The sequence below is a fragment of the Vibrio sp. 2-Bac 85 genome, assembly GCF_037546705.1.
In the GTDB taxonomy this organism is placed as follows: Bacteria; Pseudomonadota; Gammaproteobacteria; order Enterobacterales; family Psychromonadaceae; genus Psychromonas.
Map to the genome: position 1 here is coordinate 1 of NZ_JALAAB010000011.1, position 17,549 is coordinate 17,549.

Below are 17,549 nucleotides of genomic sequence, written 5' to 3' on the forward strand. Positions count from 1 at the left end.
ACTTCTTGGGCTGCCAAGTCTTGCTTTGGGTGCTTCGAACGAGAAGTTATCCAAACGATACCTAGCTCTTTCATTAAACGGTAAATATTTCTTACACAGTAATTTACATTAAAGGTGTCTTGGATATATTTTTGAATGTCTTTACCCATTAAACGACCTCCCTGCGCTTTGACAGCATGACTTATTACGTATTCTTTTAATTGAGATTTTTGCTCATTACTTAAACGAGAAGGCTGACCAGTAGCTTTCTTTAATGCTAACGCATCAAATCCACCCGATAGATATTTTGTTATCCATTCGTTAACTAATCGACGACTTACATTTAATATCCCAGCAATGGATGTTCTAGAGTGACCATCATGGAACTTTTGCACAGCCAAATAGCGCAGTTTAAGGCTAGCATTATTTGTGTATGGAATTTTTATTTTGGAAATATTATTCATATGATAATCGAGCAATTAATGGTAAATGCATAATATCACATTAGATCACCAATTAAATTCCTTTGGTATAATAGGCAAAAGCACCCCTCTAGGATTACTCGTGAAGTTATCCTAGAGGGGTGCTATAACCGTGATCATTTAAGATGCAAAACCAGCGAGCCGTGAGGTCAATGCTTACCGGCGATACTCCCTTGTAATTTTTACATTAACGCATGTAATAAAAACAAAGTGAGTTTACTAAAAAGCCACCTAAAAAAACTATAACAATTAAAAATCAACAACTTACAGTTTTGGCATAATAATCGCTAATCTATATTACCTAATCAAAAAGGAGAAAATGATGAAAAACTCAATTCGTTCAATTATTGCACTTACTTTGTTCACTGCAGGTTCAACAGCCGTATTCGCAGACAATACATGGGAAGATAAATCTAAAGATGCATGGTTAGATGGTAAAGCAGAAACAACGCTTTTATTTAACAGTCATTTAAACTCTTTTGATATTAATACCGATGTGCAAGACCGTGTTGTGATCCTAACGGGTAAAGTAGATAGCACCGTAGATAAATCTTTGGCGGAAGAGCTAGTAGCAAGCCTTGAAGGTGTTGATTCAGTTGACAACAAACTTTCAGTGATTAATAAAGAACAAGATAGTGAATTGGTTGCTTCGTTAACCGACTCAAAAGTTGAAGCCGTGGTTAAAAGTAAATTATTAATGTCATCGGACGTGAGCGGAACAAGCATCGAAGTTGAAGTGCTTAATGGCGTAGTGATATTAACCGGTGAAGTTGACTCAGACAGTGAAGAAGAATTAGCAGTGATGATCGCTAAAAACAGCGAAGATGTGAAATCTGTTATAAACAAATTAGAAGTTGCTGACAGTTAAATATTAATCAGTGCTCAAGAATCAAATAAAGCATACTTCGGTGTGCTTTTTTCATGCACATAAAGCCATTACTAATTCAAAGCCATTTAAAAACTATTTAAAAGCTATCTAAACCTTTTGATTAAATCATACAAACCTCCCTATCAAATTCTAAAGTATTAATGCCTATATCTTAAGGAGTAATTTGTATAAAGATCTTTAACTAATTAATAATACACAATAAAAAATCTTCCTTTTAAACGAGGCAGGTTGTTAAAAAGTCGATATTTGAATAAAAATGTGTAATCACTTGCCGTTAAAAATTGCTAGTATGTGACATTATAAAATATTTTAGTGATAGGCAAAAAGTCTATTGAATGACCATAAAGGATGACCGTGTTAAATATATTATTAGTTGATGACGATGAAGAGTTTACAAGTGTAGCATGTCATATTATTGAGTTTCTTGGGCATGACATCATGACGGCTAATTCTTTACAGGAAGCGTATCAGATACTAGAAAATAATGACTTTGAGCATATTTTTTTAGACTTTATGTTGCCCGATGGAAGCGGCTTGCACTTAATTGATTACATTAATAAGTCTGATCAAACACCTTATATCACACTGATCACAGGACACCCCTTAGTAAAAGGGATGTTAGACAGCTTATGTGGCCCTAAAATAGACTACCTTGCTAAACCTTTACAACGTGAAGATTTAGAACAAGCGCTTTCACACAAAAGTCCCAAAGCAACAAATAAAAAACATAATTCATCGTTACCAAATAAACATTTTGGTTGTTTAATTGGTGAGTCCGATGCGATGAAAGCGCTTTATACCATGATTGAACGTGTTTCTTTGACACAGGCTAATGTGATGTTGATGGGAGAGAGCGGCGTTGGTAAAGAGGTTGTTGCACAAGCTATTCATAGCGCGACTAATAAAGTGAACAATACAGATCATCAACTGATAGCAACCAACTGTGGCGCTTTAAGCAAAGAGCTCATTGTAAGTGAATTGTTTGGTCATGAAAAAGGTGCTTTTACGGGAGCAATTGCTAAAAAAGAAGGCGTATTTCAACGTGCAGGTGATGGCACTTTATTTTTAGATGAAGTGACTGAAATGCCAATTGATATGCAACCGAATTTATTACGTGTATTAGAGAATAAAAAAGTCACCTCGGTAGGTGGTACCAAAGAAGTAACGGTTAATTGCCGTGTTATTTCAGCCTCTAATCGCAGCGTTGCAGAGATTGCAGAGAAGAAATGTTTACGCGAAGATATCTATTTTAGGTTGGCAGTTTTTCCTATTGCGATCCCTGCTTTACGCGAACGTAAAGAGGACATCCCTTTATTAGCCCATACTTTTTTGCATGAACTTAATGAAGAGAATAACCGCCAGTACCAATGGCAAGCGATACAATTACAACGCCTTATGGACTATGACTGGCCAGGTAACGTACGAGAATTGCGTCATGCCATTCATCGCGCTTTTATTATGTCAGATCCACAGTCGACATCGATTGAGTTACCAACAATATTCAGGTCGCCTTTCTCTTCGATATCAGAAAGTAGCCACAGTGTAAGTGCAGGGCAAACCATAGAAGATGTTGAAAAAGAATTAATCAAAGTCACCTTAAAAGATGTAAATGGTAATAAATCACTGGCAGCTGAGATGCTAGGCATTAGTACTAAAACCTTATACAACCGCCTGCATGCCTATGGCGAATTTAAAGAGTAAAGTATTTGAGCAAGCCATTTGTATAAGCGCTGAGTTAGCAACTAAAACGAAAGCTGAGTGAGGTTCTATTTTCAAAGACTTCTACGTTAAATCATTAACTAATAGATAAGGTTACTTAAGTAATGAGTGAGCAAGTAAACAACAGTGAAGCAAAAAAAATCAATGAACTAATTCATGATGCCCGTGCCCCATTAAATAGAATTTCAATGCAGGCAGAGATGATTAAATTAGTACTTGAAAATAATATGCCAATCGAAAAAGCATTAGAAGCCGCTGATAAAATTCTTATTTCGTGCCAACAATGTAGCGAGTCTTTAGAGTACATTGCAAATAAAAAATCGGATTAATTGTGGCTAGATAAATCTAAGGTAAATTAAGTTTTAACTTATCTTTAAAAACGCTTTTAAAGCAAATATATAGGAAAATAAATGACATCGATTGCTCGCCTATTAGATAACAAACGAATTTCATGGGCATTAATCTACTTTATCGTCATCGGCATGATCACTATTAATGTCGTATTAGCATTAAAAACAATCGATGAACTAGCAAAAACACAGAAAAGCTTAACCAACACAGGGGAAGTTATTTTAGCCTTAGATAAATTACATATACTTGTTTTATCAGCAGAAACTGGGCAACGTGGCTATTTATTAACTGAAGATGAAGAATATTTAGCACCCTACCAAGAAGCGCTTTCATTAGTATTAAGTCAAATTCTAAAAGTCAAAGCACTGCAGTTAGATATGGTCGCTAATAAAGAAAAACAACAAGTATTGTTGAAGCTCGTTGAAACAAAATTAGATGAACTGACCTACACCGTTGAACTCGCCCTAAACGACAAAGAAAAAAGTGCTATTCGCGCAGTAATGACGGGTAGAGGTAAAAACCTTTATAGCGAAATCAAAACTTATTTTGATGAATTACAAAGTGCTGAAGTTCAATATCGTTATAACCTATACAAAAAACTCAATAAAATTGAAAAAGAAGCACAGGTGACCTTTAGTATCTCCGCTATCACCAGTTTTTTATTATTATTTGGATTATGGTTTTTAGTACGTATTAATAATAAAACAGAGCAACAATACAAAGATAATTTAGAGCAACAAAATGAAAAACTAGCCGATGAAGTGAGAGAGCGCACCAAAGAGTTAACTCTGTACTCCGAAGAGTTATCACGCAGTAACCGAGAATTAGAAGACTTTGCTTTTGTGGCATCACATGACTTGCAAGAGCCGTTAAGAAAAATTAGGGCTTTTGGTGATCGCCTGATGACCACCTACGCTACTGAAATTGACCCTAAAGGTCAGGATTACCTTCAACGAATGTATAATGCGGCAGAACGGATGTCGAATTTAATCAATGACCTACTCGAATATTCTCGTATTAATACTCGAGGTAAGCAATTTGTAAATGTTGCGCTAGATGAAGTATTAGAAGCCGTATTAGATGATTTAGAAGTGGCCGTTGAAGAAAGTAAGGCGGAGATCATAGTAACCTCATTACCCGTGATAAATGGTGATAAATCACAACTTGATCAACTATTTTTGAACCTGCTAAGCAATGCAATAAAATTCAAAAAAGAAGCCGTTTCACCGCATATCAATATCAATTACAAAGAAACCATGGTCTACGACCCGCAATTAGAAACCGACAGTTTATGGTATGAAATCATCGTAAAAGATAACGGCATTGGTTTTTCACAAGAGTTTGAAGATAAAATATTTATCCCATTCCAACGTTTACATGCACGTACTCAGTATAAAGGAACAGGCATTGGTCTAGCGGTATGTAGACGTATCGTAGAGCGCCATGGCGGTATTATTTCAGTACAAAGTGAGGTTGATGTAGGCACTGAATTTACAATCAAAATCCCACATGATTTTACTTTTACAACAACCAGTTAAGGTTACATAAATGAATACAAAAGCAATTACCATTTTAATCGCAGATGATGATGAAGATGATCGCCTATTAGCTCAAGATGCGCTAGCAGAAAGCCGTGTATTAAATAAACTGCATTGTGTTGAAGACGGTGTTGAATTACTTGAATATTTAAACCGAGAAGGTCAATACCAAGATAAATGCAACTCACCAAGACCTGATTTAATATTACTAGACCTTAATATGCCGCGTAAAGATGGACGCGAGGCGCTTAAAGAGATTAAAGAGAACCCAAACTTAAAGGGTATTCCGGTAGTTATTTTAACCACTTCAAAACAAGAAGAAGACAAAATTAAGGGCTATAACTTAGGCGCTGCGTCGTATATTACTAAGCCCGTTAATTTTGAAGGTTTAGTTGAATTGATGAAAGTATTAGGGAAATATTGGATTGAGTTTGTTGAATTTCCTGTTTCTAATGATGATTAACCGCTTCTTGTAATAACCAATTTTTCTAGCGCTAATTGTTGTTCGTATTAATTGTTAGCGTTAGTTGTTAGTGTTAGTTGTAAACGTTAGTTATTTTAAAAATGCTTGAGTTACTTGTCCGTAAAGCAACAGAACTCATCACTTACTGTCTGAAAATATATGGCTAGTACTTAACTAGCCTCTAAATAGCGCCGAAGTAGTACTCTGTAACGCCTGAACCAAGCGCTTTAAAAGCTGAATTCAATTTAAATTATAATCAATGAAGACTTAGCCATGACTGAATCTATAAAAAGAGTATTGCTGGTAGAAGATGATGAAGATGATTACCTATTAACCAGTGACTATCTTCAACAGGTCTCCAATTATCAATTTGAAATTCAATGGACAGATAGTGCCGTTGAAGCTTTAGTCTTACTCAAACAAAATAAACACGATATCTGTTTACTTGATTTTCAACTTGGCTCATTGAATGGTTTAAAAGTGTTAAAGCAAGCGATTAATGCAGGCTGTACCATTCCTATTATTATGTTGACTGGGCAGTCGGATAGCCAATTAGATAATAATGCGCTGGATGCCGGCGCGGTTGATTACGTTATCAAGTCAGAACTTAATACCACGCGTTTTCACCGTGCGATTCGCTATGCACTTTCTCGTAAAGAAGTTGAAAATGAACGCTTAGAGCGCATTAAAGCAGAGACTAAAAACCGTTCCAAAGATAAGTTTGTTGCACATCTAAGCCATGAACTACGAACTCCCCTGACCTCTATTTTGGGGTATACGGAACTTTTATTATCGCACCAGGAAAATACCCATATTAAGTCTGAATTAAATACGATATTAAATAATGGTAAGCATTTATTAGGGCTGTTAAATAACGTATTAGACCTCTCTAAAATAGCCGCAGATAAATTAGAATTAAATAATGCAGATATTGCCTTAGACAACTTTATTACAGACCTGTACGCGTTAATGTCAGTGACCGCAGAAGACAAAGGTATTTCACTAAATATCAACACAACCACCCCACTACCACTTGAAATCAATGCCGATCCTATTCGTTTAAGGCAAGTATTTATAAACTTGATTCATAACGCCATCAAGTTTACCGATAATGGGGCCGTGACCATTGATATCTGGTTACAAACAGAGGCGGATAAAAATACCTTATATTTCACTATCACCGATACAGGTATTGGTATTCCTCAACATTTATTAAAAACCATCTTTAAACCCTTTGAGCAAGTTGAAGACATTGTTTCTCGTAATGAGGAAGGAGCGGGATTAGGGCTAGCCATTTGCTGCGAATTATTAAAAAAGATGGATGGCACAATAAAAGTTGAATCAGAGGAAAATGTTGGCAGTAAATTCATTATTAGTTTGAATCTTGGTGACTTATCTAATACACCTATTGAACCATTTGCCTTTAACCCTATCAACGCGCAAGCACCTGAGGCTACTCTGCCGCAAATAAGCGGACGTATTTTAATTGTTGATGATATAAAAGATATTAGAAACTTAATTGGCTTTATTTGCCGCTCCTTTGGGTTAAGTGTTTACTATGCAGTTAATGGTGGCCAAGCAGTTACTAAAATCATCGAAGCACAGGTACAAGGGACGCCCTTTGATAGCATCTTGATGGATATTCATATGCCAGTGTTAGATGGTAAACGAGCCATTGCCAAATTAAGAAGCATGGAGATCGCCACACCGGTTATCGCGGTTACAGCTGCCACCATGAAGGGTGTTGATCAAGAACTAAAATTGCTCGGTTTTAATGATGTAGTGGCAAAACCGGTAGATAGAGAAGTATTATATCGAGCATTAATAAATTGTTTAGGCATCAATATAAGCTCTTCTGATACTAAAACTGAAATTGAAGCTGAAACTGAAACAATTGGCAACGCTTCGTCAGCACTTGTTAATACTAAAGATGGCCATTTAATCGCGCCGCAACAAACAAAAAACAACTCAATCGATGATCAACTGAATACGAATAATCTGAGCAATACTTCAGCAATAAGCTCTCAATCGACAGCACAGAATTTAGAGGCTGCCGAGGTATCAAAACGGTTTTTAATTATTGAAGACGATCAAGATGCCGCTCAAATAACTGCATTATTACTGAATAACCTCAATGTACAAACGCAAATTGCGCACAGCGCCGCTGAAGCGATATCTTTATTAACCAGTAAAGATCAACCAACTAAAGATGATCTATACGACCGTATTTTACTGGATATCAATTTACCCGATGCAAACGGGTTAGCTTTTTCAAAGGAATTACGCTTGTTATTGCCAGATAGTAAAATAACCATCATCAGCGGTAATGAAATTAGCACTGAAACCTTAACCGAGTTTGCGATTGACCAAGCGTTATTAAAGCCCATCAATTTAGCGATGCTTAAAAGTATTATTTAACTTCTATTTAACTTCGAGTTAAATCTTGAAGTAGTTTTAACTTTTTAGCTAAATCGCTAAAGCTACTGCATCACTAAACTACTCCCCTATTACATCACTACACCGATAACCATTGCTTATTATTAGCGATGGTTATCGGTGCAATTTATTAACAATAAATTAAATGCCTCTAAAGATTATTCGACCTACTATTCCCATAACCTATCAACTCTCATAACCTATCCAATCTAACCAATCAAACCAATCAAGCTCACTAGCCTATCAATTTCAATAACAGCCTTCCTCGCAGTATTGAAACAGCAACGACAATAGAGTAATTCACGCCTTCTTTGCTCTGCAAACTTTACATTTTATCTTGTAAAGTTTACTTCAACTCATTTTCAAAAAAACAGGAAAAACATTTTAAAACTTTAAAATCAATCACTTAAAAACTGGCACGTATCTCGCAATATGTATATCAACAACATCATTCAACATACAAAAAAAGGAGCGTCACATGTTAGGTTGGGCATTAACTTTCTTTATCGTCGCAATTATCGCAGGTGTGTTAGGTTTTGCAGGAATAGCCGGAGCAGCGGCAGGAATAGCTAAAATAATATTCTTTGTGTTTGTCGTATTACTGGTGATTTCATTAATTGCTAATGCGCTAAGAGGTCGAACACCAAAGCTTTAAGGATTTGAATGTTACGCATTTAAGCAAATCTATTTTATACACATTAAACATTTGAACTTTAAACATTAAAGTGAATCTATATCACATAAATTAATTATTACTGGAGATCGACTATGAACTTTAACAAACAAAAAACACTATTAGTATTAACACTGGCTTCAACATTAGGTTTAGCGGCTTGTAGCGATGATAGCGCAGAAACAGCAGGCGAAAACATTGACGAAGCAGCTGCAGAAACTAAATCATTTGCAGAAAACGCTGGCGATAATCTTGATACGCTTGTCTCAGATACTAAAAATGCAGCGGGAGAAGCTGGCGATACACTAACCGAAGCTGTCTCTGATTCTAAAGATGCCGCTAGCGATGCAGGTGACAAAATAAAAGACGCAGCGACTGATACAGGTAATGCAATAGAAGATGCCTGTGAAGATGTTAAAGGTAAATTAGGCGCTGAAGATAAAGACTGTTAATCACTAAGCCATAACATATTAAGGTGAACTAAAAACTAACTACCTTTTAGCCTAATATAGCTTTAAGCATAGCCTTAAGAATAACTTCAAGCATGGCTTAAAATATCACTAAAATATGCTAATAGTTAACAAAAATGCATCGTGCTAATACACGATGCATTTTTTATTGGGCTTTGTAAGTTGCAAACATATCATAAAGCCAAAAATAACAATCTAGTATCGGGGAGATATACAAAGTTTTTGATGCCCTTTTTCACTTCACTTTTAATTCACTTTTCACTTTAGCTAGAATAACAGCGTTACCAGACAAAGCTTATTCAACTCAAACATTAAGCTGGATAACAACGCTTCAATACTGACATCGCATCATTCAATGCCTTAGTCGTTTCAACACACCCACCTTTATCGGGATGGTATTTTGCCAATAATTGTCGATAGCGCTTTTTAATAATCACTAAATCACAGGGTTCTTGTAAATCAAGTAAAGCTAATGCGCTGTCCTTTTCACTATTGTCTCCCATATTAAGCCAAAAACTGTCTAATAGATTATCGACATCTTCACTTGATGTATCGTGAAAATTTTTGATATCCAAATAATAATCCCTTAATGGATCATGATTTGCCAACTCAAGGTGTAGATTATACTTAGGGTCATTAGCTCTATTTTGCTGACCTTGCTCGGCAGGTAAAAATTGAATATTTAAGGCTTCGATAATAAGCATGCCCTCTTGAGCTGCTTGTAATTGATCATTTAACTTATAGAGTGCATGAAATAAAAGAAAGTGTTTCTGAAAGAGGTCTAAGTTATCAAAGAAGGTGGCATTTCTAGAAAAAGGTTCTTTTTTCGAGTAAGCCGTATCTATCGAATTTGCTTGCGGCTCTTGTTCTGGTGGTGTTTTTGGTGCCGATTCAGGCGTTTTTTTTGGAGATTCTTGTGGGGGTTGTTGTGGACATTGTTGCTGCTGTAACATTGTTAACAGATCATACTCTTTGATCCCTTGCGGATAACCTTTAAGCATTTTTAATAAACGACTGTTGTGATAGCTATTTTTTTGTTCCTTGTTTTTCTGCTCACTTTTATAATCATTGCTTTGTTGATAATCACTTTGCTGTTCACTTTGTTGATGCTGACTCACTAACACTGCTCCCTTTCATGAACTTATACCCCTTAAGCTAATATCATTAACCGCAATACAAGAAATATATGTTTAGCTCTTATTTATAAATTTGCACTTATACCACTACAACCATAAGCGTAGCAGATTTAAATCATCTTATAGTTAGATTAAAGAAGTCTTGAATTCAAGAAGTATAAGTCGATATCTCTTTCTTTAATAACAACTCTATTTCTTTAATAACAACAACGAAGGTGTTTGCTTTTCGGCATTATCAATTTTGAATCGGGTATAATAAAAGTGATTTGCAGGTTCCTTAGCTATTTAATCGCCTATAACTTAATAGTTCTGATCAATGGTACGAAACGTCAAATTAATACGTGCTGTAGTGACTTTTTTAGTCGGTGGTAATCGATGTAACCAGTGAGTTTGGGTTGCGCCTTTCATGACTAATAAACTGCCATGTTGTAAGAAAATCGACTTCGTATCTTGGTTTACTCTATGTTTAAAAGAAAACTTACGCTCTGCACCAAAACTTAATGAAGCAATTGCCCCATTCTTTTGTAAATCAGTTTCACTGTCGTTATGCCAAGCCATCCCTTCTTCACCAGTACTATAGAGGTTTAATAAACAAGAATTAAATTGATGCCCCGTTGCTTCTTCTACCCTCTTTTTTAATACTAGCAGTTCAGGCGTCCAGGGTAAGGCGACTTTCGTCATATTAGAATAAGTGTAATTAAAAGATTCATTAGCATACCAAGCGACCTTTCTTTTAGTCACAATCACTTCACCTAAAATATTTGCTTGGTCATGTTTCCATTGAATGGTGTTAAGCAAGATATCAAAGAAATCATTCGCTTCATCAAAGGGAATTAACAGTCCATGGTACTCTACGATCCCATCGTAATTGATAATGTTAATCGGCGACTCTTCTAGCGCTGAAAATAAGTCTAGATTGTACATTCTATTTCCTCTTTTAAAGCAAACTCATCACTAAGCTAATATTTGTAAAACTTCACTATTTTCTACAATACTTCACTATTTCCTACAAAACAGCACTATTCTCTACAAAACAGCACTATTCTCTACAAAACTTCAGTATCTTCTAGAAAGCTTAATATAAAGAAATAACGACAAAAATATAATAGCAGCCCCTATCAGCTTTTGTGTTTCAAGTATTTCTCCAAGCACCAGCATACTCATGAGCAGTGTCCAAATGGGTTCTAAAATCATGATTAATGCGGCGGTTTCGATCTTAATTGAAAGTTGTCCCATGGTTTGTAATAAATAACGGATTGAAGTCGCAACAACAGCAGAAATAACGAACCAAACTATCACGTAATTGGTTAATTCAAAATGAGCTTGTTCGCTAAACACAGCAAAAAGTGCAGTAAAAATACCTACCGTCAATAACTGTATAAAGATAGAGATAAGCGGTTTAACACTGCTGGACATCTTTTTATTAAATACAAAATGCATAGACAGTAACGCAGAAGCAAGTAAAAAACACCATTGGCTTTTCTCTACCTGCCAACCATTAGACAGTGTCATCAACATCATGCCAGCAATCGCAATAGGTAACGCGAACCAGAATGCTCTGCTAGGACGTTGACGAAAAAACAACCATGAAGTAAAAGGCGCAATAATCATCGCTAAACTCATGATAAAGGCCCCTTCAGAGACGCTTGCTGTAATAGACATCGCATATATCCAGACCTTCATTGAAGCGGCTAAAATAAGGCCAACGGAACACACTGATATAACTTGTTTGAAGTTTAAGCGTAATACTTTTTTGTAACAAAAAGGAAATAAGATAAGACTCGCGAACAAAAATCGAACCGATAAAAAGATGTCACCCGGTACTGACTCAATCACTATTTTAGAAGCAATCCAACCAACAGCTGCTAGCAATGTAGCTAATAATAAATGAAACTCTCCGCGCATCGGTTTTCTCTTTTTAGTTGTTTTATTTTTACGTTTTATAAACACAAAAAAGCAACCAGACTGTTCCGTAAGGTTGCTTTTAATAAACTGAATGACTAGTCACGCTAGTTTAACTGAGTCACAATAATTAGCTTAACTTATTTGTAACATTCAGATTAACTATGCTTAGATTTATTCTGGTTTAATTTCCGAGGTATAGCTTTTTAAAGTATAGTTTTTAAGGTATAGCTTTCTGAGGTATACCTTTTTAAGAGATAGCTTAGCTTACTCAGGCTGACTATATTCAGGATAATCCGTTAAGCCTTTTTCAGCGCCACCGAATAACGACTCTGGATCATGAGCTGCTAATGGGTATCCATTTTTAATACGATTTGGTAAGTCGGGGTTAGACACAAATGGACGCCCAAAACCAATCATATCAGCCAATCCACTTTTAATAGCTTGCTCGCCTTTTTCAGCATCATAACGTCCCGCGTAAATTAATGTACCTTGATAAGCTGCGCGAACATTTTCTTTAAATAATAAAGGTGTTTCAGGTGCATCATCCCAATCCACTTCTGCAATATGAATATAAACAATATTATGCGTATTCAATAATGCAGCGGCGGCGCTATAAGTTTCAACGGGCGTTGCATCAACCGTACCATTTAATGACGTAAACGGGGCTAAACGAACACCCACACGATCTGCGCCAATAGCATCAGCCATTGCAGCAACCACTTCACTTAAAAAACGCAGGCGATTTTCAATACTACCGCCGTATTCATCAGTACGATTATTAGCGTTTGAATCAATGAATTGATTGATTAAATAACCATTAGCAGCATGCAACTCAATACCATCAAATCCCGCTTCAAGAGCATTCAGTGCCGCTTGACGATATTCTTCAATAACAGCTTTAATATCCGCTTTCGTCATTTGACGAGGTTCAACTACATCAACAAAACCAGGCGCGCCAACACCGTCATCAACAAATACTTTTACATTTTCAGCTTTTAAAGTAGAAGAAGAAATCGGTTGAACACCGCCCGTGTTATCTGGGTGTGATACTCGACCAACATGCCAAAGCTGAGCAAACATAACACCGCCTTTTTCATGTACGGCATCTGTTACTTTTTTCCAACCTGCAATCTGTGCTGCACTATAAATACCCGGTGTCCAAGCGTAGCCTTGACCTAATGCAGAAATTTGTGTGCCTTCACTAACAATAAGCCCTGCACCTGTGCGTTGTGAATAATACTCAGCCATTATTTCATTCGCTTCATTTCCCGGTTGAGTAGCACGAGAGCGTGTCATCGGAGGCATTACAATACGGTTTTTTAATGAAATTTTGCCTAATTGAAGTGGTTGAAAGAGTAAATCTGTCATTATAATTTCCTTTAAAAGTTATTCAGCTTGGCATTAAGATTCACTTTGAATCAATTCTGTTTGATATTCATCGGAGTCTTTATTAAAAGTAATATGAGTGATTCCACCTTTAATAGTGCCGAGTCACTTTTTTACCTGTTGCATTTACCTTGCTGCAAGCTGCGTAAATATCTTCAACGCCAAGCGTAATGATTAATTATGAAGCGCAGTATCGCTTCGATAGGTAGCAATATACGCCTTCCTATTGATACATTAAAATTATGATTAATTATCATAATAATAATTAAACGTTATATATATCAGCTCAATTAACGACGGCTCTGCGACTCATTAATCTCATTAACCTAGCTTGCCCCAGCCCTACCTGTATTAATATTGTTTTGAGATGAAAAGAAATAAGATGAGAGAAAATAAGCTCAAAGCAAAGTACAGCCCCTTGCAATAAATCAAGTAACGTAAAAGAAGTATTAAGTGTTAGAGCAGATCAAACGATCTTCTCATTAGCTGAAAAGATGGTGGGTCCTCAACCAAAAACTTATCCAGTTATCAACGAAAACAATAGCTAAAATAATAAAGTGGTTGGTGTGATATCTCGCCGTCGCGTATTAAAAGCATTATTAGATAACAATTTTTAATGGCGTTTAAGTTCACTTTTAAGATGACTTTTCGGCAGACTAGCAGGCTAATATAGTTTACTAAGTTGGTTTATTAATCAGTTAATTAAACGGCAGATTCAACTTAGAAGTGCATAACGTCTATTTACAGGATTTTTTAAAATCCTACCGTAAATAGACGCTGTATTAGAAAGTAAATAGCAGTAATGCTAAGTAAGTACCAAGCAAATGCTAAGCAGTGACGTTAGACGCGTTTAATTTGTTAGCTGTCCAAACGTACAATAACTCTAGTGCGATTGTTGCAGCAGCAAGCGCAGTGATCTCGCTTTGGTCGTAGGCTGGTGACACTTCAACCACATCCATACCCACCAAATTAATCCCCTGCAGAGCTCGAATAATCTTTAACGCTCTATCGGAGCTAATACCGCCACAAACAGGCGTTCCAGTACCTGGCGCAAAAGCAGGATCTAAGCAATCAATATCAAAGGTTAAATATACCGGTTTGTCACCGACAATCTGTTTAACCTGAGACACAATCTCATCAACTGATAAATCATTCGCTTGCATTGCATTAATCACATTAAAGCCATGACCTTGCTGTTTATATTCAGTACGAATACCAATTTGTACCGACGACTTAGGGTCAATCAACCCTTCCTTAGGCGCATGGTAAAACATCGTGCCGTGGTCATAACGACTGCCGTTATTGTAGGTGTCCGTATGCGCATCAAAATGAATTAATGCCATCTCACCATGATGCTTCGCATAAGCACGTAACAAAGGAAGCGTAACAAAGTGATCGCCCCCTAAGCTCAGCAACATTTTACCACTGCTTAGAATTTGATCCGCTGCAGCTTCAAGGCGTTGTGTCATGTCTTCTGCATCACCACAATCAAATACTAAATCACCGGCATCAATCACCTTAGTATGATCAAACAGTTTAAATTCCCATGGGAATTTTTTACTTTCCCAAGATAAATTAACCGATGCGCGGCGCACAGCATCTGGGCCCATACGCGCACCAGAACGACCTGATGTCGCCATATCAAAAGGCACACCTAACACCACTACATCCGCACTTTCTGCCAATGGATCTTTCGCCAAAGGATTTTTCACTAACGGACGACGCATAAACGTCATCGCATTAGAATATAATGAGTAATCTTCTTTGGTGAATAAATCGTTAAAGGATGCCGACATTTAAAAACCCTCTAAGTAAGTGTAACCCGCTAAACCTTGCTCTAACTCATCTAAAATACTTTGCTGCTCGTCAACCGATATACGCGATGATGCCAATGCACGGTAATTATCACGAATCGCTTCAACGTCGATGTGTACGTATTTCATCACATCTTCAACCGTATCACCTTCATTAATCGATTCTATTTCCCATCCACCCTGCTCATCCACATTAACCACAACGCTGTGCGTGTCGCCAAATAGGTTATGCATATCACCTAAAATCTCTTGATAAGCCCCCACTAAGAAAAAGCCCATTAAGTAAGGTTTATCAGCAGACCAAGCTGGTACCGGTAAGGTTGTTTCAATGCCTTGTCCATCAACATATTGGTCAATCACACCATCAGAATCACAGGTAATATCTAACAATACAGCGCGACGCTCGCCCGCATTCTGCAAATTAGACAGCGGTAAAATTGGGAATACTTGATCAATTCCCCACGCATCTGGTACTGATTGGAATAGTGAAAAGTTAACAAAGAACTTATCCGCTAAACGCTCGTTTAAATCATCTAAAATAGGACGATGAAAACGATTTTTAGTACTCATTTGCGCACTTAATTCATGGTAAATGCGTAATGCAACTTGCTCACCCCAAGCGCGTTCTTGCAAACTTAATACACCCGTCGCAAATTGATTATGTACTTCTACAATGTCACTTTGTGTATCGTTATAAATCTCAATTAACGCACGGTCATCACTGCCGCCAGATAATAAGCTCCAGTTATTCCACATGTTTTGTAGTAATAACGAACCAGGTTCAACCGGTGCTTCAATTACTTCTGGTTTGTAAGTTTCTGCACCAATAACATTGGTGATTAACACCGCGTGATGCGCTGTTAATGAACGACCAGACTCAGAAATAATCGCAGGTTTAGGTTGATCATAAAGATTACAAATATCACTAATCGTGATCACAATATTACGTGCATATTCCGCTAAACTATAATTCATTGAATTATGAGATTGGCTACGTGTTCCATCGTAATCTACCGCTAAACCACCGCCGACATCTAAATAATCTAATGGCACACCCATCGTACGTAATTCACAATAAAAACGTGCCGCTTCACTCACACCATTACGTACATCACGAATATTCGCCATTTGCGAACCTAGGTGAAAATGTACTAGTTGTAATGTATCTAATTGGTTTTCTGCTTTTAAGCGTTCAACAACCGTTAATACTTGAGCAGCAGCAAGACCAAATTTAGACTTTTCACCACCACTTGATTGCCATTTACCGGCGCCTTGAGAAGCTAAACGAATACGCAAGCCCATACGCGGTTTAACGCCTAACGAACGTGCTTCTTCTAACACTAAATCAAGTTCAGATAATTTCTCTAATACGATCAGTACTTTATGGCCTAGTTTTTCACCAATTAATGCTAAACGAATATATTCTCTGTCTTTGTAACCATTACAAACAATCACTGAACTGGCTTTATGGGCCAACGCTAATACGGCTAATAATTCCGGTTTACTGCCCGCTTCAAGCCCAAGTTGCTTATGCTCTAATCCAGCTTGGCTTGCTAAAATTTCATCAACCACTTCTTTTTGTTGGTTAACTTTAATAGGGTAAACCAATAAGTAACGATTATCGTATTCAACTTCTTGAATTGCTTGGTTAAAAGCATCACAAATATTGTGTACACGTTGGTGTAATATTTGTGGGAAACGCACTAAAGCAGGCATGCTTAAATTACGCTCAGCCAATTGCGTTGCAATGTCACTTAATGCAAGCTGATGATCACTACCACTGCGCGGTGAAACATACACCTCACCTTGGTCGTTGATCCCATAAAAACCTTGGCTCCAGTAACGAACATTGTATTCCGCTCGAATGCGTTCCATATCAGTTGAATGTTGCAAATTTAGATCTCTCAATAATAATGTAGGAATAATGATGACTCAGTGAACTGAAATCACAGCTCGATGGCCGCCTTTTTATTTTTCTAATTAACAGGAATTAAATAGAATTAAAAACAATGGCTATCGCACAATTTATGGCGCGGATTATTGGGTAATAACGGCATCACGTCTAGATAATAATTTTGTGTTGTTTAACAAAAAAAATTGAACAGACAGCTAGTTCAACCATTTTTATTGATTGAAAACGCCAATATAGACTAAAAAGCAAGCAATTTAAGGAAATAAAAGTAATTGATTTAAAAAGCGTTATACAAAATAAACACACAAAAATTACAGGTTAAACTTACAAAAAAAGTGATGCTAAATAGTGTGTAAAATAAGAAGAGAATGGGCTGGATATAAGCGCACAATAATA

At 36.8% G+C, this 17,549-nt stretch carries 15 protein-coding genes; 8 read left to right on the plus strand and 7 right to left on the minus strand.

What is annotated here, in order from left to right; genetic code table 11:
- Positions 1-443, minus strand: a 443-nt coding sequence (locus MT390_RS12200; RefSeq protein WP_499441387.1) for a helix-turn-helix domain-containing protein, incomplete at its 3' end; no start/stop codon positions are given.
- Positions 444-780: 337 nt separating this feature from the next.
- Between MT390_RS12200 and MT390_RS12205 the strand changes: the two genes are divergently transcribed.
- The 8 genes from MT390_RS12205 to MT390_RS12240 all read left to right on the plus strand — a co-directional run bounded on the left by MT390_RS12205 (position 781) and on the right by MT390_RS12240 (position 8,982).
- Positions 781-1,329 (plus strand): BON domain-containing protein, encoded by a 549-nt coding sequence (locus MT390_RS12205; protein WP_499441389.1) that lies wholly within the window; start codon positions 781-783, stop codon positions 1,327-1,329.
- 375 nt (positions 1,330-1,704) lie between these two features.
- Positions 1,705-3,051, plus strand: a complete 1,347-nt coding sequence (locus MT390_RS12210) for a sigma-54-dependent transcriptional regulator (protein WP_499441391.1) — start codon at positions 1,705-1,707, stop codon at positions 3,049-3,051.
- A 122-nt stretch (positions 3,052-3,173) separates the two neighbouring features.
- Positions 3,174-3,398, plus strand: coding sequence for a hypothetical protein (locus MT390_RS12215; protein ID WP_499441393.1), 225 nt, complete (start codon positions 3,174-3,176; stop codon positions 3,396-3,398).
- Positions 3,399-3,479: 81 nt separating this feature from the next.
- Positions 3,480-4,958, plus strand: a complete 1,479-nt coding sequence (locus MT390_RS12220) for a sensor histidine kinase (protein WP_499441394.1) — start codon at positions 3,480-3,482, stop codon at positions 4,956-4,958.
- A gap of 10 nt (positions 4,959-4,968) precedes the next feature.
- On the plus strand, positions 4,969-5,421 hold the full coding sequence (locus MT390_RS12225) for a response regulator (protein ID WP_166369884.1): 453 nt from the start codon (positions 4,969-4,971) through the stop codon (positions 5,419-5,421).
- Between the two features lie 273 nt (positions 5,422-5,694).
- On the plus strand, positions 5,695-7,839 hold the full coding sequence (locus tag MT390_RS12230) for a response regulator (protein ID WP_499441396.1): 2,145 nt from the start codon (positions 5,695-5,697) through the stop codon (positions 7,837-7,839).
- A 496-nt stretch (positions 7,840-8,335) separates the two neighbouring features.
- Positions 8,336-8,512 (plus strand): DUF1328 domain-containing protein, encoded by a 177-nt coding sequence (locus MT390_RS12235; protein WP_166369880.1) that lies wholly within the window; start codon positions 8,336-8,338, stop codon positions 8,510-8,512.
- Between the two features lie 113 nt (positions 8,513-8,625).
- On the plus strand, positions 8,626-8,982 hold the full coding sequence (locus MT390_RS12240; RefSeq protein ID WP_299664128.1) for a hypothetical protein: 357 nt from the start codon (positions 8,626-8,628) through the stop codon (positions 8,980-8,982).
- 329 nt (positions 8,983-9,311) lie between these two features.
- Here MT390_RS12240 and MT390_RS12245 read toward each other — a convergent pair whose 3' ends face one another.
- The 6 genes from MT390_RS12245 to speA form a co-directional block, all read right to left on the minus strand.
- On the minus strand, positions 9,312-10,118 hold the full coding sequence (locus MT390_RS12245; RefSeq protein ID WP_499441399.1) for a DNA-J related domain-containing protein: 807 nt from the start codon (positions 10,116-10,118) through the stop codon (positions 9,312-9,314).
- Positions 10,119-10,436: 318 nt separating this feature from the next.
- Complete coding sequence (locus tag MT390_RS12250; protein ID WP_499441401.1) at positions 10,437-11,060, minus strand: alpha-ketoglutarate-dependent dioxygenase AlkB family protein; 624 nt, start codon at positions 11,058-11,060, stop codon at positions 10,437-10,439.
- Positions 11,061-11,192: 132 nt separating this feature from the next.
- On the minus strand, positions 11,193-12,041 hold the full coding sequence (locus tag MT390_RS12255) for a DMT family transporter (protein ID WP_166369852.1): 849 nt from the start codon (positions 12,039-12,041) through the stop codon (positions 11,193-11,195).
- Positions 12,042-12,305: 264 nt separating this feature from the next.
- Positions 12,306-13,409, minus strand: a complete 1,104-nt coding sequence (locus MT390_RS12260) for an alkene reductase (RefSeq protein ID WP_499441403.1) — start codon at positions 13,407-13,409, stop codon at positions 12,306-12,308.
- Positions 13,410-14,254: 845 nt separating this feature from the next.
- On the minus strand, positions 14,255-15,223 hold the full coding sequence (gene speB / locus MT390_RS12265) for an agmatinase (RefSeq protein ID WP_499441404.1): 969 nt from the start codon (positions 15,221-15,223) through the stop codon (positions 14,255-14,257).
- The gene (speA, locus tag MT390_RS12270; RefSeq protein ID WP_499441406.1) at positions 15,224-17,149 is read right to left on the minus strand and encodes a biosynthetic arginine decarboxylase; all 1,926 of its coding nucleotides are present in this window, start codon (positions 17,147-17,149) and stop codon (positions 15,224-15,226) included. It abuts the gene before it with no gap.
- Positions 17,150-17,549 lie beyond the last annotated feature (400 nt).

What these genes read in the sequence shown, in the direction of transcription:
- MT390_RS12205 (WP_499441389.1), top strand. Translation starts at nt 781, where the DNA reads ATGATGAAAAACTCAATTCGTTCAATTATTGCACTTACTTTGTTCACT.
- speB (WP_499441404.1), bottom strand. Translation starts at nt 15,223, where the DNA reads ATGTCGGCATCCTTTAACGATTTATTCACCAAAGAAGATTACTCATTA.
- MT390_RS12255 (WP_166369852.1), bottom strand. Translation starts at nt 12,041, where the DNA reads ATGCGCGGAGAGTTTCATTTATTATTAGCTACATTGCTAGCAGCTGTT.
- MT390_RS12250 (WP_499441401.1), bottom strand. Translation starts at nt 11,060, where the DNA reads ATGTACAATCTAGACTTATTTTCAGCGCTAGAAGAGTCGCCGATTAAC.
- MT390_RS12230 (WP_499441396.1), top strand. Translation starts at nt 5,695, where the DNA reads ATGACTGAATCTATAAAAAGAGTATTGCTGGTAGAAGATGATGAAGAT.
- MT390_RS12260 (WP_499441403.1), bottom strand. Translation starts at nt 13,409, where the DNA reads ATGACAGATTTACTCTTTCAACCACTTCAATTAGGCAAAATTTCATTA.
- MT390_RS12215 (WP_499441393.1), top strand. Translation starts at nt 3,174, where the DNA reads ATGAGTGAGCAAGTAAACAACAGTGAAGCAAAAAAAATCAATGAACTA.
- MT390_RS12225 (WP_166369884.1), top strand. Translation starts at nt 4,969, where the DNA reads ATGAATACAAAAGCAATTACCATTTTAATCGCAGATGATGATGAAGAT.
- MT390_RS12240 (WP_299664128.1), top strand. Translation starts at nt 8,626, where the DNA reads ATGAACTTTAACAAACAAAAAACACTATTAGTATTAACACTGGCTTCA.
- MT390_RS12235 (WP_166369880.1), top strand. Translation starts at nt 8,336, where the DNA reads ATGTTAGGTTGGGCATTAACTTTCTTTATCGTCGCAATTATCGCAGGT.
- MT390_RS12220 (WP_499441394.1), top strand. Translation starts at nt 3,480, where the DNA reads ATGACATCGATTGCTCGCCTATTAGATAACAAACGAATTTCATGGGCA.